The organism is Legionella spiritensis, assembly GCF_900186965.1.
Classification (GTDB): Bacteria; Pseudomonadota; Gammaproteobacteria; order Legionellales; family Legionellaceae; genus Legionella_C; species Legionella_C spiritensis.
In genome coordinates, this window is the sequence record NZ_LT906457.1 from 750,871 (window position 1) to 764,724 (window position 13,854).

A 13,854-nucleotide genomic window follows, 5' to 3' on the forward strand; every position below is an offset into this window, starting at 1 on the left:
CCGCGACTTGTTCGCAGTATCCGGTTTCCTGTAGCCCGTCATGAAGGTGAAGCCGAAAAGCGGGGTAACGTTCCTGCGTACACGCCTGTTCTTGTGGTGCCGTATTGGAACATGAAACCCGCAATAAGGCTGCTGGCCTCCTTGCGGGTTATTGTTATTTGCAAAAAAATGATGCAAATAAAATTTTGTGCCCAGAACCTAACGTTTCGCTATGGCCAGTCCCTTCAGGATGGTCAGGGCGGTATATAACTGATAGTCCTCGTGCAGCAAGGTATTGTCGTTTTTGGAAGATATTTCTTCACTTTGTTTTGCAGCGTCCTCGCCCTCGCTTTTATTAAGTAAATGGCCGTTCAGTTCCGCTTCGCTAAAATCAAAACCGGCTTTGGCTTTGGCGTTTTTAGGTATTTCCATTTCCTCAACGACGATATCCGGTATAATTCCTTTTGCCTGTATGGAAATACCGGCCGGCGTGTAATAAAGCGCGGTGGTCAATTTTATACCTCGTTTTTCATCCAGTGGTAATACGGTCTGGACGGAACCTTTACCAAAACTCCTCGTACCGATGATAATCGCACGCTTATTGTCTTTCAGGGCACCGGCTACAATTTCCGAGGCAGAGGCCGAGCCATTATTGATTAAGACAACAAGGGGAGCGTTATGCAGAATATCCCCCGGGTTGGCCAGCGCGGTGAATTTGGAACCGGGCAGCCGGCCCTGGGTGTAAACAATCATTTCCTCGTTGCCTTTCTTGTCATTGTTGATAAAGGAATCCGCAACCTGAATGGCCGAGTCAAGCAATCCCCCGGGATTGTTGCGTAAATCCAGAATGAGTCCGTTTAATTTTCCACCGGCCTGTTGTTTGAGTTGTTCTATGGCCTTGCGCATGTCTTTGGCGGTCATGGCCTGAAACTGAGTTAAACGGACATACCCGTAGTTATTATCCAGCAGTTTGCTTTTCACACTTTTGATGACGATCTTTTCCCTGATCAGGGAAAACTCCAAAGGTTTATTGACGCCTTTGCGTAAAATGGTCAAATTGATGGTCGTACCTTCCTTGCCGCGCATTAAATGAACGGCGTTTTGCAAACTTAATCCCTGTACGGATTTAGGACCCAGTTTGATGATGTAATCACCGGCTTTGATGCCTGCTTTAAAAGCAGGGGTATCTACAAGCGGAGTCACGACTTTAACGACGCCTTCTTCCATGGTGACTTCAATACCCAAACCGCCGAATTCACCGCTGGTAGAGGTTTGTAATTCCTTGAAAGCATTTTCGTCAAGATAAGTGGAGTGAGGATCAAGACCGCTTAGCATGCCGCGTATCGCATTATCAAACAGTTCCTTGTCTTCAATGGGCTTGACGTAATACTTCTTGATTTCACTGATTGCATTGGAAAAACGCTGAACATCTTCCATCGGAATCCGACTGGTTGTTTCTTCCGCGGCAACAACCTGGGGAGGTATCATGTAAGCTGTTGTGAACAAAACGATTAATACGCTGGAAAATAACTGTTTTCTGAACATTTTTTGTTCTCCTAAGAATAGTTTTGGCACCCATTCACCGCCCACTTCGTCCACTCTTTAATCAAATAACAAGCAATTTAAATGCCAGTGAGCAATCAAGAGAGCCAATCAAGTGGAGAAACAGCTTTACCGTGTTGCCTTACCTCAAAGTATAGTCCGTTTTGTTTGATTCCACCGCTATGTCCGACGGATGCGATAGTTTCTCCCTGGATGACAGGATTCCCCTTGTTTTTAAACAGGGATTGGTTATGGGCATAGAGTGTCATAAAGCCCTGACCATGATCAATAATCAGTAATAATCCGTATCCCTTGAGCCAATCACTGAAAACCACCTTGCCGGGGTAGACGGCGTGTACGGGGGTGCCTTCGCCGGCAAAAAATGTCACACCCTGGTGCATACGCTGTACGGCGTTACGTGCCACTTGCACCGGAGGAGGCAATTTATGTCGCATTTGTGACATGGGCTTTTTGGGGCGGGCAATGCTTTGAGCGGCCAGAGTCTTTAACAGCGTTGCCAGATTTTCCTTGTTTTTTTCATATTCGGCGAGCTTGTTTTGCTTGCTCTGAATGTCCTGATTCAAGGTTCGGATCACAGCGGTATGATACTGTTTATCCTGTTCCAGTTTTTGCTGGTGATCATGAAGCTGGTCTTGCAATATCTGTTGTGCCGCGAATTCCTTTTGCAGGGTTTCCTGGGTTTGAGTCCGATTTTTTCTGGTGTTTTCAATGTCATCGATGATGGTTTGCCGCGATCGAATCAAATATTGATAGAAGGTTAACAGGCGACTGATGGTATAAGGATTGTCCTGGTTAAGAACCCATTTCAGGGGTTGGTATTCCCCCATTTTATAGCGCGTTCGCAAATGCTGTGCCAGTAACGCCTGTTGGGCCGTTAATTGTTGATGCAGTTTTTTGACCTGATGTTCAAGGGCGGCAATTTTCTGCTGTTTTGCAGCCATGTCTGTTTGCATGGCTCGCAGACGCCGTACACTTTCACCAATTTCCTTTTCCGTACCGGCCAGCTCCTGGTTCAGAGCCCCTCTTTTATCATGTGCCGAGGCCAGCATTTGTTTTAGCTGGTCGATTTTACGATCCAGTTTTTTCAACTCGCTCCGAGTCTTTGTGACACGGTTGTTTTCGGCATGGCCGGGCAGAGCAACTAGCCAGGAAGCAGTGAGTGACATTGCAAGGATTTTTGCCGCCAATGAGGCCGGATTAAAGAGCTTCAGCATGATTTTTCACCAAAAGCGCATGACCGGTCATCTCTTGCGGTTTGTCAAGATCAAGAAGAGCCAGCAGAGTCGGGGCAACATCAATCAGACTTCCGATGGGTTGCCTGAAATGCCAGTCACCGCCGATAAACAGAAACGGTACCGGTTGGCTGGTATGAGCCGTATGGGCCTGATTGGTTGTTTGATCAAACATGGCTTCCGCGTTGCCGTGATCAGCTGTGATCAGAAGTGTGCCATTGGCCTCGGCCAGGGCGTGCCATACATCCTGCATGCACTTGTCCAGGCATTCAATAGCTTGTACGGTTGCCTGGAAATTGCCGGTATGGCCGACCATATCCGCATTGGCGTAATTGCAGATGATGACATCATAAGCATTACTTTTGATCGCATCTACGAGGGTTCGGGTTAATTCCGGCGCACTCATTTCCGGCAGCATGTCGTAGGTCGCCACGGGAGGGGAGGGGATAAGAATCCTGTCCTCGTTGTCAAACACCTGTTCGCTGCCGCCGTTGAGGAAAAACGTAACATGGGCATACTTCTCGGTTTCAGCGATGCGTAATTGGCTTAACCCGTGTTTCGAGATAATTTCTCCCAGTGTGTTATCAAGCGGTACCGGTGGAAAAGCCGCTTCAGTAACCAGATTCCTGGCATACCGGGTCATGGTTACAAAATGAGCGGGGAGGGGGCGGCGTGTGCGAATAAAGCCATCGAATGATTCTTCAATAAACGCCTGGGTCAGTTGTCTGGCTCTGTCCGCGCGAAAATTAAAAAAGAACAGGGAATCGCCGGATTCAATCGCTTTTCCTTCCCCTATCAGGGTCGGAGGAATAAATTCATCGTATTTTTTTTCGGCATAGAACGATTCAACCGCTTTTTCAGCCGAGGCGAAACGGTAACTGCTTTTTGTTTCCGTTAACATGCGATAAACGGGTGCGGTGCGTTCCCAGCGTTTGTCTCTGTCCATTGCAAAATAACGGCCGCACAACGATGCAATGGTAGCGACCGGATATTTCCCCAATTGTTGATTTAAAGCATTCAGGCTTGACATCGCACTTTGCGGAGGCGTGTCTCGTCCGTCCAGAAACAAGTGTAAATAGACGTTATGAAATTCCAGATGATGGCAGAGAGCCAAAAAAGCAAACAAGTGTTTTTCATGGCTATGTACGCCGCCGGGAGAAAGCAAACCCATGACATGAATGGCTTTATTTTGCGCTTTCATATCTTTGATGACATTAATGAAAACCGGGTTTGCGGCAAATTCGCCCGAGTCAATCGCTTCGTTGATACGGGTGAAATCCTGTTGAATTTTCCGTCCGGATCCGATGTGCATGTGTCCCACCTCGGAATTGCCCATCTGCTGGTCAGGAAGCCCTACGGCCAGTCCTGAAGCGTCCAAAAGCATGTGTGGTCGAGTCTGCCACCATTCATCCCATTGCGGCGTGTTCGCCGCGGCGATGGCATTGTGGGCAGGATTCGTTTGATATCCCCAACCATCAAGAATCATAAGAACGACAGGCTTTCGTTGTGGCATGAATGGCTCCGTAAGCAGGGGTCTTTAATGAAGTTATTTTTCCTGCTGTTGTATGAACAAGGATTATATGGGTAAGGAGGACATGACGCAAAATATCTGTGGCGGAGGGTGCGTCAATGATGCGTCATGTATCGTTAAGACGCGATCATGTTAAAAATAAGACATAAATATCACCGGATTATTAACCGTGGCGGATAAAAGCGCGGGTATACAAGTTCTCTGGCGTTTTCAGCAGTGCTGGCGGCTCCCGGAATAATACTTTTTCGCGTTCTGAAAAACTTTAAACCCATTTCCTACTTAATATTTTTGCATAAAGCAGTTAGACTACTGCCCAATTATTGTGTTGCAGGAAGAGATAGGTTGAATAAAGTATTACCCCAGCATGTAGCTATTGTGATGGATGGTAATGGGCGCTGGGCTGAAAATCGTGGTTTGCTGCGCTTTGAAGGGCATAAAGCCGGGATTGCATCGGTCAAGACGGTCATACGCTGCTGCCTTGAAAATAATATTTCTGTGTTGAGTTTGTTCGCATTCAGCAGTGAAAACTGGGCCAGACCGGAAAACGAAGTGGAATTTCTTATGAAATTATTTCTGGAAACACTCCGCTATGAAGTTGAGGAATTACATAAAAACGCCATTTGTTTACGTTTTACCGGCAACAGGCAAGGTTTGTCCCCGGACATATGCGAGCAAATGGCGATCGCCGAAACCCTGACCCGCGACAATAAACGTTTGACGCTTAACCTGGTCTTGAATTATGGTGGCAAGTGGGAAATTGTCGAGGCGACAAAAAAAATAGCTCAAAAGGTATGCGCCTCCGAATTACAGATTAGTGATATAGATGAATCCATTTTATCCAGGCATTTGAATACCTGGGATCTTCCCGAACCGGATTTTTTTATCCGCACCAGCGGGGAGCACAGGATAAGCAACTTTTTTTTATGGCAGCTTGCTTATACCGAATTATATTTTACTTCAACGCATTGGCCGGATTTCAACGCGGAGGAATTTGAAAAGGCGCTGTTGTGCTTCAGGCAGCGTGAACGGCGTTACGGCAAAACCTCCCGGCAAATAAACGAGACAGAGCATGTTTAGACAGCGTTTACTGACTACCATTATATTAATCCCACTGGTATTGGGGATTATTTATTACGCCAATATATGGGTTTTTAGCGGCCTTATTCTACTCCTTGTTATGGCATGTGGCGTTGAATCGCTGCAATTAATTCCGATAAACCGCCTGTCTTTGAAGGTTGTTTATCTAGGCCTGCTGCTGCTGGCCTTCCTCGTCATACATTATGTGTACAGGGAGTGGCTTTTGGTCGCGTTGGGATGCTGGTTTTTAATCATCTGGGCCGTACTCTTTTTTCCGAGGTCTCAAAGCATATGGGGTAACGGCTATACTGTGAGTATATTTTTCCTGCTTTTGCTTCCGGTATTCGGACAGAGTTTGATTGCGATCTATGAGATGGAAAGCGGTAAAAGTTTTATCGTGTATGTCATGTGTCTGGTATGGGCGGCGGATATCGGTGCCTATGTGACCGGCAAACAATGGGGCCGTCATAAATTGATTCCCGCCGTAAGCCCCGGAAAAAGTCTGGAGGGGTTAGCCGGAGGCGCGTTCCTGTCCATGCTGGTTGCCATTGCCGGGTATTATTATTTTCAGCCGGGGCGGCCGTTGCCGTGGGGGTTGACGGTTTTGTTTGTTTTCCTTATCGCCCTGCTTGGTGATTTGTTTATCAGTATACTGAAGCGACGCTGTCATCTTAAGGACACGAGTCATCTGATACCCGGTCATGGCGGTATACTGGATCGTTTGGATAGCATGATTGCCGCCGCACCCGTATTCTATTTCGCCCTGGTGATTATGAATTCAGGAATAACAGTATGGTTTTAACCCTGGTTTATTTTATTCTGGCTTTGTTATTGCTCATTACTGTTCATGAATACGGCCATTTTATCGTTGCGCGCTGGTGCGGTGTGAAAGTGTTACGGTTTTCATTTGGTTTTGGTAAGGTACTGGCACGCTGGAAGGATAAAAAAGGCACCGAGTTTGTGTGGTCTTTACTGCCGCTAGGCGGGTACGTCAAGATGCTGGACGAAGCGGAAGGCGAGGTGCCTCCAAACGAGCGTCACCTCGCTTTCAATAACAAATCGGTATGGGTCAGGATCGCTGTGGTTATTGCCGGCCCGTTATTTAATTTCCTGTTCGCTTTTCTGGCTCTCTGGTTGGTTCTGGTTATCGGGATCCGTTCTCTGGCACCCATGATTGAAGACGTCAAACCCAATAGTCTGGCCGCCAAAGCCGGACTGCAGGCCAACGAGGAAATCCTGGCGCTTAATGATCAAAAAATCAGAAGCTGGCGGGATTTTCAATATGCGCTTCTTCCTAACATAGGAAGTGATGAAACGGTCGTTATTCAAGTGAAATCCATGACTGATAATCAAAAGCGAACCGTTATTCTACCTTTGGCCAATTGGCGCCTCGACAGCAAAAAACCGGATCTCCTGGCGAGCCTGGGCATCGTACCTTTTATCCCCACCATTCCACCGGTGATAGGAGAAGTGGTTAAGGATTCACCTGCCCAACTGGCAGGGTTGCAATCACACGATTTGATTAACGCGGTAGATGGAAAACCCCTGAATGACTGGCTGGAACTCGTTGAGTTGGTTCGAACCAGGCCCGATCAGCGATTGACGCTGTCTATTAACCGGAAAGGACGTTTTATAACTTTGTCAGTACTTACCGGCAGCCATCTCAATAACGGGGTACAGGAAGGTTTTCTTGGTGTTCGTTCGCAAAAAGTGAACTGGCCGAAAACATGGTTGCGTGTTCAACGCGAAGGCCCTCTTGATGCCATTGGCACGGCTCTTAAACAAACATACGGCCTGACTGAAACGACGTTTGCCCTGATTGGACGTTTTATCACTGGAAAACTGGCTTTGCAAAGCATTAGCGGTCCGGTTGGCATTGCACAGGGTGCCGGTGAATCGGGACGGAGCGGCCTGGCTTATTATTTATCCTTTTTGGCCTTGGTGAGCATTAGTCTCGGGGTTTTAAATATTTTACCAATCCCCATGCTGGATGGCGGTCATCTCCTGTATTATTTGATTGAAATCATACGACGCCGACCTTTGTCGGAAGAGGTTAAAACGGCTGGATTGTATATCGGGTTGGCCTTTTTAATTGCCTTGATGCTCCTGGCGTTAAGTAATGATATTTCGAGATTGGCTGGTTGAGCGTAATGGAGTTGATAAAATAGTCAATATCCGTGGTTTCACAATGTGTTGTCATAACCTCCGGAGTTATGCGCCCGGACCGTTTGTTATCCTGGTTTATTTGCCATACACGTGAAAGCTGACTTAAAAGTTAACAAGCTGATTTCTTGACAGAGCATGTCAGTTCCTATAAAAGGGTTGCAAAATTACATTCGCGCCGGAAATATAAAACGGCATCAAGATTTATAGTAGTGCTGGACGTAAAAGAATAATGAATAAAGTCTCAAAAAATATAATACTGGGTTTGTGTTGTTCAACCATGATTACCTGGACTTGCCAGGTCAGTGCCGCCAGCAGTTTTATTGTTCGTCATATCAAAGTCACCGGTTTGCAACGGGTGAACGAAGGTACGGTTTTAAACTACCTGCCTGTGCAGGTGGGTGAGGAAATTGGGCCTTCGTCAACCGGACAAATTATTCGCTCCCTGTACGACACGGGTTTTTTTCAATCCGTCTCTCTTGAAAAACAAGGCAGTACCTTAATTGTTAATGTTGTGGAGCGCGCGACCATTGGTTCCATTAATGTCGTTGGCAACAAGGAAATACCCGCCGACAAAATGAAGGAATTGCTCAAACAGATGGGTTTGGTCAAGGGACGGGTATTTCAGCGTTCGTCCCTGGAGCGCCTGGAAAAAGAGTTGAAACAGGCTTATAACGTTCGCGGCAAATACAATGCGCGGATAGAAACCAAAATAGCCACACTTACAGAAAACCGCGTGGCTATTACGGTCACAATCTCCGAAGGACGCGTATCGCGAATCAAGGAAATTAAATTTATCGGCAACCATGATTTTTCCAGCAATGAGCTCATGCCGGAAATGACGTTGTCAACCAGCAACCTGTTTACCTATTTCACGAAAAAGGATCAATATTCCAAGCCGGCGATGGACGCTTCTCTGGAAGCGCTGCGTTCATTTTATCTCGATCGCGGCTATCTGAAATTTAAAATTGTGTCCTCTCAGGTTTTATTATCGCCTGATAAAAAAGACGTTTATATCAATATTCATATTGAAGAAGGGCCGCAGTATCGTTTTTCCGGCTATACGGTCGTGGGAAAGACGGTTCTACCCCGGGAAAAGATCAATTCGCTGATTCAGGTTAAGAAAAACGAGGTTTTTTCCCGTAAAAAGGTAACCGAGAGTATTTCGGCAGTTGGTTTGGCCTTGGGTGATGTGGGGTATGGTTTTCCGGCCATTAATGCCGAGCCGAGAATTGACGAAACCGATAAAACCGTTTTTATCACCTTTGTTGTGGAGCCCGGACGCCATGTGTATGTCCGGCGCATTAATTTTCACGGTAATACCAAAACGGCGGATTATGTGTTGCGCAATGTCATTCGTCAGAATGAAGGTTCCCTGTTGTCGCTGCATAACATCAAGGAGTCGGAAAGACAGATCCGGGTACTTGGGTATTTAAAAAACGTCAATATCAAAACCAATCCGGTTCCTGGAACCAATAATCAGGTGGATCTCGATGTCATGGTTGATGAGGCGCCATCGGCCGAGGCTACGGCGTCCGTAGGGTATGGAACCAATGGACCGCAGGTTAACGCCGCCTTTAATCAGCATAACTTTATGGGAACCGGGCGGTCGGTCAGTCTCGCCTTTTCCGCAAGCTATTGGGGACAGAATTATTCATTTAATTATTACAACCCGTTCTATACCAAAACCGGCGTAGGTCGTGGGTTTAATCTTTATTTCCAGACCGTTGATCCACAAAAACTGGATGTCAGTGCCTATTCGTCCGATCGGTTTGGGGGCGATATTACCTATAACGTACTGTTAAGTGAGAACAGCAGCGTGCAGTTCGGTTACGGGTATCAGGATCTGAATATTAAATCCGTTGGAATCGTGCAGCAGATTCAGAATTTTGTGAACCTCAATGGCCGTCATTTTCAGGAAGCGCGCCTGACGGCCGGATGGAACCGTAACAGTTATGATCAATTGCCATTCCCGAATCGCGGTATTAATCAGCAGGCTTCGGTTCTGGTCGCCTTGCCGGCAACTTCCGATTCCCTGTCTTATTATAAAACCAGCTACCAGGCCCACTGGTATCATCCGGTCGCCAAGGGATTCATCTTTTCGTTCTTAGGCAATGTCTCTTACGGTAATCAATTTAACGGAGACGGGTTGCCCTTTTTTGAAAACTATTACGCCGGCGGTATTGCCCAGCCAGGTCAGGTGCGTGGTTATTCCAGTTTCTCTCTCGGACCTAAGGACACCAATGGTAATGCGCTTGGAGCGAACTTGCTGGTCAGTGGCAGCGCGGGTCTGATTCTTCCATATCCGCTCAGCCGTGACGCGGTTCGAACGTCCCTGTTTGTCGACGCCGGTAATGTCTTTATCAGTGGTACTCCGGCCGCCTTAAGCGGAACGGCTGCCGGGCCGCTTAGGTATTCCTCCGGTATTTCCCTGGAATGGCGATCGCCTTTTGGTCCGCTGGCTTTCAGCCTGGCCAAGGCTTTGAATAAGCAACCCGGAGATGAAGAACAGATATTCCAGTTCTCCCTGTCCTCCGCGTTTTAATTTCTGGCGGCATACGGGATGAATAATTTTTTTTAGCTTGGTGTTGCCGGTTATCGCAACGGCATTTGAATTATGCTAGCATCATAGCCTTTGCAAACCAGGAGATAAATCATGAAACGTGTCAGCGGCTATTTAATGGTATTGGTCTTAAGTTTTTTTACGGCCAGTGCTTTTGCGGATTGGGCAAAAATCGGTGTGGTTGATCTGCAGAAAATCATGCAGAATTCCAGTCAGATGAAAGAGATTCAGCAAAAACTGGAAAAAGAGTTTAAACCACGACGGGACAAACTGGTGGCCATGGAAGCCAGTCTGAAAAAAGATATGGAAAAATTCAATCGTGACGGTGCGGTAATGAGCCAGGCTCAAAAGAAAGAGATGGAAAAGAAAATCGTCAGTGCGCGAAGAACATTTGAACAGCAAGGTCAGCAGTACCAGCAGGAATTGAGCACGGCGCATAACGAAGCAATGGAAGAGTTATACGGCAAAATCCGTAAAGCCATTACGAAAGTCGCTCAAACTGAAAAATACGATATTATCGTACAAAAAGATGCCGCACCCTACAGTTCCGAGAGCATGGATGTGACTGCATCGGTTATGAAAAATATTCAATAATCCGTGAGTTACTCATGCACTCTCTCTGAGTTATCCAGCCTCTTGAATGGTGTTTTGCATGGTCAGGAAGATCGTGTCGTTCAGGGGGTTGCGTCACTCAGCAGAGCGACCGAAACCGATGTTGCCTATTACGACGACCCCTTACTGACAGATGTTTTAAACACAAGTCAGGCCGGGGTTGTTTTATTATCCGCGCCTTATAGTTCCTCTTGCCCTCTTGATCATATCGTCGTTAAAGATCCCCTTGACGGGATCATGCTGACGGCCAGATTGTTTGAGCAGTCTGAGTCGTTGATGTCGCCAGGCATCCATTCGTCTGCCATTATCGCTGCTACAGCACAAATAAAATCCGGCGTATCGATAGGCGCCAATTCTATTATCGGTGATCAGGTGATGGTGGCTCGGGATGTTCATATCGGTGAACATTGCGTTATTGAAAACGGGGTTACCATAGGCCCAAACACCTCTATCGCGGCCGGCTCGGTGATTGGATTCGGAACGCGAGTGGGTAGTCAGGTTGTCATTGACCGTGGCGTTGTGCTGGGCGCGCTGCCTTTTAACGGTGTCAAAAATCGTGGTGAATGGCGAAGTGGTCCGACTCGGGGAGGGGTTGTTGTTTATGATCGGGTTGTTATCGGCGCAAACACCGTGATAGCGCGGGGATCATTGGGTGATACCTGTATCGGTGAGGATGTTCGTATTGATAACTTGGTTCATATCGCACATGATGTTATTATTGGCTCCCATACCGCTATAGCCGGATGTGCCGCGGTTGGAGCTTTTGTACGTATTGGAAGCCACTGCGTTATTGGAGGTGCAAGCTGTATCGCGGCTAATGTCCAGTTACTGGACGATATTGTGATTACCGGCATGTCTACCGTTAGTAAATCCCTGAAAAAAGCCGGTTTGTATTCTTCCGGCACCATGGTTAGTGAACATAACCGTTGGCGCCGCAATGCAGCCAGATTCAGGCGATTGGATGATTATATTTTGCGAGTTGCGAAGCTGGAGAAAATGTTACGGAACCTGTTTAAATAAACTCTGTCAGACGTAAAAACTCCGCCTGTAATACCTGGATGTTCATCAAAGGCCAACCTGCGATCAAAAAATTATTGATTCGCAATCTTGTTCCGGGAGATAACATTGCAAAAGAGTTGGTCGGTTTTTTGTCTTTCAAAAAAATAACAGTAGGAATCATGACTTGAGTGAGAGATAATTTCATGAATGAATCGATAGATATAACGAAAATTCTAGAGCTGCTGCCGCATCGGTACCCCTTTATTCTGGTTGACCGGGTTCTGGATTATAAAACACTGGATTATTTGACGGCCATTAAAAATGTGACTATCAATGAGCCTTTTTTTATGGGACATTTTCCGGGTAATCCGATTATGCCGGGCGTGTTGATGCTCGAAGCTCTGGCGCAGGCCAGTGCTATCCTGTCGAATTTGTCTCGTAGTCCGAAAGAGGGACACGAGTTTTTATATTTTTTTGCCGGTATTGATAATGCCAAATTTAAACAAATTGTGACGCCGGGTGATCAGCTGCGGCTGGAAGTGAAACTGGTAGGTAGCAAACGAGATTTTTGGCGTATGCGAGGCGAAGCGTTTGTTGGTGACAAACTGGCTTGTTCCGCTGATTTAATGAGCGCAGCGAAGGAAATAAAAAGTGATAGATGAACGTGCGATAATTCATCCCTCTGCCAAACTGGCAAAAGGGGTATCTATAGGCCCTGGTAGTGTGATTGGCGCTGATGTTGAAATTGGTGAAGGGACATGGATAGGCCCGCATGTCGTCGTTGAAGGACCTACTACCATAGGTAAAAATAACAAGATTTTTCAATTTGCGTCAGTCGGCGATGAACCCCAGGATATTACTTACAAAGGGGAACCGACGCAATTGGTGATCGGCGATAATAATGTCATTCGCGAGTATTGTATGATAAGTCGCGGCACTGTCAAGGGAGGAGGGGTTACTCGCGTCGGTGATAACAATTTTCTTATGGCCTATGCCCACATCGGTCATGACTGCATGGTGGGTAATAATACGATTATGGTCAATTACGCGGCTTTGTCCGGACATGTCACTCTCAATGACTATGCGATCATTGGCCCCTATGCGGCCGTACATCAATTTTGTCTGGTCGGTGCCTACGCGTTTATTGCCAGAGCGACCTATGTCACCAAGGACGTCCTGCCGTATGTCATGATTGCCGGCCATACCACATCAGCTTGCGGCATTAATACCGTTGGCCTCAGACGGCGGGGTTTTTCCTCATCGGCTATTGATCATTTGCGGCGGGCTTATAAAATTATTTTCCGCAAGGGATTAACGGTACAGCAAGCGGTTTCGGAATTAGAGCAAATGCAGGTGGATTGTCCGGAAGTCATTCCCATGATTGATGCCCTGAATCAATCTACGCGCGGTATTGTTCGGTAGCGGTGTTATGTTTACGGCTATCGTGGCTGTGGCTTGTGGCGGTGCGCTGGGTGCGACGGCACGATTTCTGACGGTCACATTTGCGCGGTTCGCATTCGGAGGCGACTATCCGATAGGAACGTTGATGGTCAATAGCCTGGGATCGTTTCTTGCCGGGTTGATTATGATCCTGCTTCTGGAACGATTTCCTGTCAGTGACTATTGGCATTTATTTCTCGTTGTTGGATTTCTTGGTGCTTTTACCACGTTTTCAAGTTATTCCTGGGAAACGTGGATGCTTTACCAGAACAAGGATATCGTTTTTGCGGCGCTTAATATTCTGTGCAACAATATTTTCGCGCTGGGTCTGGCATTATCAGGGATTATACTCGGGCGATGGATAGGAGGAACCGCGTTATGAACGTTAAAATTGTACGCTTCTATCTTAGTGAAGACTCCCCCTTTCTTCACCAGGTTTACGATTATTTGCATGAGCATCGCGTCATGGGCGCCACACTATTTCGTGGTGTCAAGGGGTTTGGACATTCCGGAAAAGAGCGGCAGGCCAGTTTGCTGGATATCCATTTTGATCTGCCGATGATCGTGGAGTTTTTTGATGAACCAGCTAAAGTGGATGAAATTCTCAATCATTTTAGTAATATCATAGAACCATATCGTATCCTGTCCTGGACAGCCTGGATGGGTGCTGATTAATTTCAGGAAGCAGTGGAAGA

General features: G+C 46.9%; 13 protein-coding genes. 10 read left to right on the plus strand and 3 right to left on the minus strand.

Annotated features, from left to right (window positions below; all coding sequences use genetic code 11):
* Positions 1-198: 198 nt before the first annotated feature.
* The 3 genes from CKW05_RS03485 to gpmI form a co-directional block, all read right to left on the minus strand.
* Positions 199-1,524 (minus strand): S41 family peptidase, encoded by a 1,326-nt coding sequence (locus tag CKW05_RS03485; RefSeq protein WP_058482252.1) that lies wholly within the window; start codon positions 1,522-1,524, stop codon positions 199-201.
* A gap of 95 nt (positions 1,525-1,619) precedes the next feature.
* On the minus strand, positions 1,620-2,756 hold the full coding sequence (locus CKW05_RS03490; RefSeq protein ID WP_058482251.1) for a murein hydrolase activator EnvC family protein: 1,137 nt from the start codon (positions 2,754-2,756) through the stop codon (positions 1,620-1,622).
* Positions 2,740-4,287, minus strand: a complete 1,548-nt coding sequence (gene gpmI, locus CKW05_RS03495; protein ID WP_058482250.1) for a 2,3-bisphosphoglycerate-independent phosphoglycerate mutase — start codon at positions 4,285-4,287, stop codon at positions 2,740-2,742. The genes CKW05_RS03490 and gpmI overlap by 17 nt, the downstream gene beginning before the upstream one ends.
* Before the next feature lie 360 nt (positions 4,288-4,647).
* Here gpmI and uppS point away from each other — a divergent pair, with 360 nt between their 5' ends.
* The 10 genes from uppS to CKW05_RS03550 all read left to right on the plus strand — a co-directional run bounded on the left by uppS (position 4,648) and on the right by CKW05_RS03550 (position 13,834).
* Positions 4,648-5,382 (plus strand): polyprenyl diphosphate synthase, encoded by a 735-nt coding sequence (gene uppS / locus CKW05_RS03500; RefSeq protein WP_058482249.1) that lies wholly within the window; start codon positions 4,648-4,650, stop codon positions 5,380-5,382.
* Positions 5,375-6,184, plus strand: a complete 810-nt coding sequence (locus tag CKW05_RS03505; protein ID WP_058482248.1) for a phosphatidate cytidylyltransferase — start codon at positions 5,375-5,377, stop codon at positions 6,182-6,184. Before uppS ends, CKW05_RS03505 begins: the two co-directional genes overlap by 8 nt.
* On the plus strand, positions 6,175-7,527 hold the full coding sequence (gene rseP / locus CKW05_RS03510; protein WP_058482247.1) for an RIP metalloprotease RseP: 1,353 nt from the start codon (positions 6,175-6,177) through the stop codon (positions 7,525-7,527). The genes CKW05_RS03505 and rseP overlap by 10 nt, the downstream gene beginning before the upstream one ends.
* Before the next feature lie 250 nt (positions 7,528-7,777).
* Positions 7,778-10,090, plus strand: a complete 2,313-nt coding sequence (gene bamA, locus CKW05_RS03515) for an outer membrane protein assembly factor BamA (RefSeq protein WP_058482246.1) — start codon at positions 7,778-7,780, stop codon at positions 10,088-10,090.
* Between the two features lie 111 nt (positions 10,091-10,201).
* Positions 10,202-10,702, plus strand: coding sequence for an OmpH family outer membrane protein (locus CKW05_RS03520; protein ID WP_058482245.1), 501 nt, complete (start codon positions 10,202-10,204; stop codon positions 10,700-10,702).
* Positions 10,703-10,705: 3 nt separating this feature from the next.
* Positions 10,706-11,740, plus strand: a complete 1,035-nt coding sequence (gene lpxD / locus CKW05_RS03525) for a UDP-3-O-(3-hydroxymyristoyl)glucosamine N-acyltransferase (RefSeq protein ID WP_058482244.1) — start codon at positions 10,706-10,708, stop codon at positions 11,738-11,740.
* A 182-nt stretch (positions 11,741-11,922) separates the two neighbouring features.
* Complete coding sequence (gene fabZ / locus CKW05_RS03535) at positions 11,923-12,381, plus strand: 3-hydroxyacyl-ACP dehydratase FabZ (protein ID WP_058482242.1); 459 nt, start codon at positions 11,923-11,925, stop codon at positions 12,379-12,381.
* Positions 12,371-13,141, plus strand: coding sequence for an acyl-ACP--UDP-N-acetylglucosamine O-acyltransferase (gene lpxA, locus CKW05_RS03540; RefSeq protein ID WP_058482241.1), 771 nt, complete (start codon positions 12,371-12,373; stop codon positions 13,139-13,141). The genes fabZ and lpxA overlap by 11 nt, the downstream gene beginning before the upstream one ends.
* Before the next feature lie 7 nt (positions 13,142-13,148).
* Positions 13,149-13,541, plus strand: a complete 393-nt coding sequence (crcB, locus tag CKW05_RS03545; protein WP_065238357.1) for a fluoride efflux transporter CrcB — start codon at positions 13,149-13,151, stop codon at positions 13,539-13,541.
* Positions 13,538-13,834: a DUF190 domain-containing protein gene (locus CKW05_RS03550; protein ID WP_058482240.1), complete on the plus strand. Its 297-nt coding sequence runs from the start codon at positions 13,538-13,540 to the stop codon at positions 13,832-13,834. Before crcB ends, CKW05_RS03550 begins: the two co-directional genes overlap by 4 nt.
* Positions 13,835-13,854: the final 20 nt, after the last annotated feature.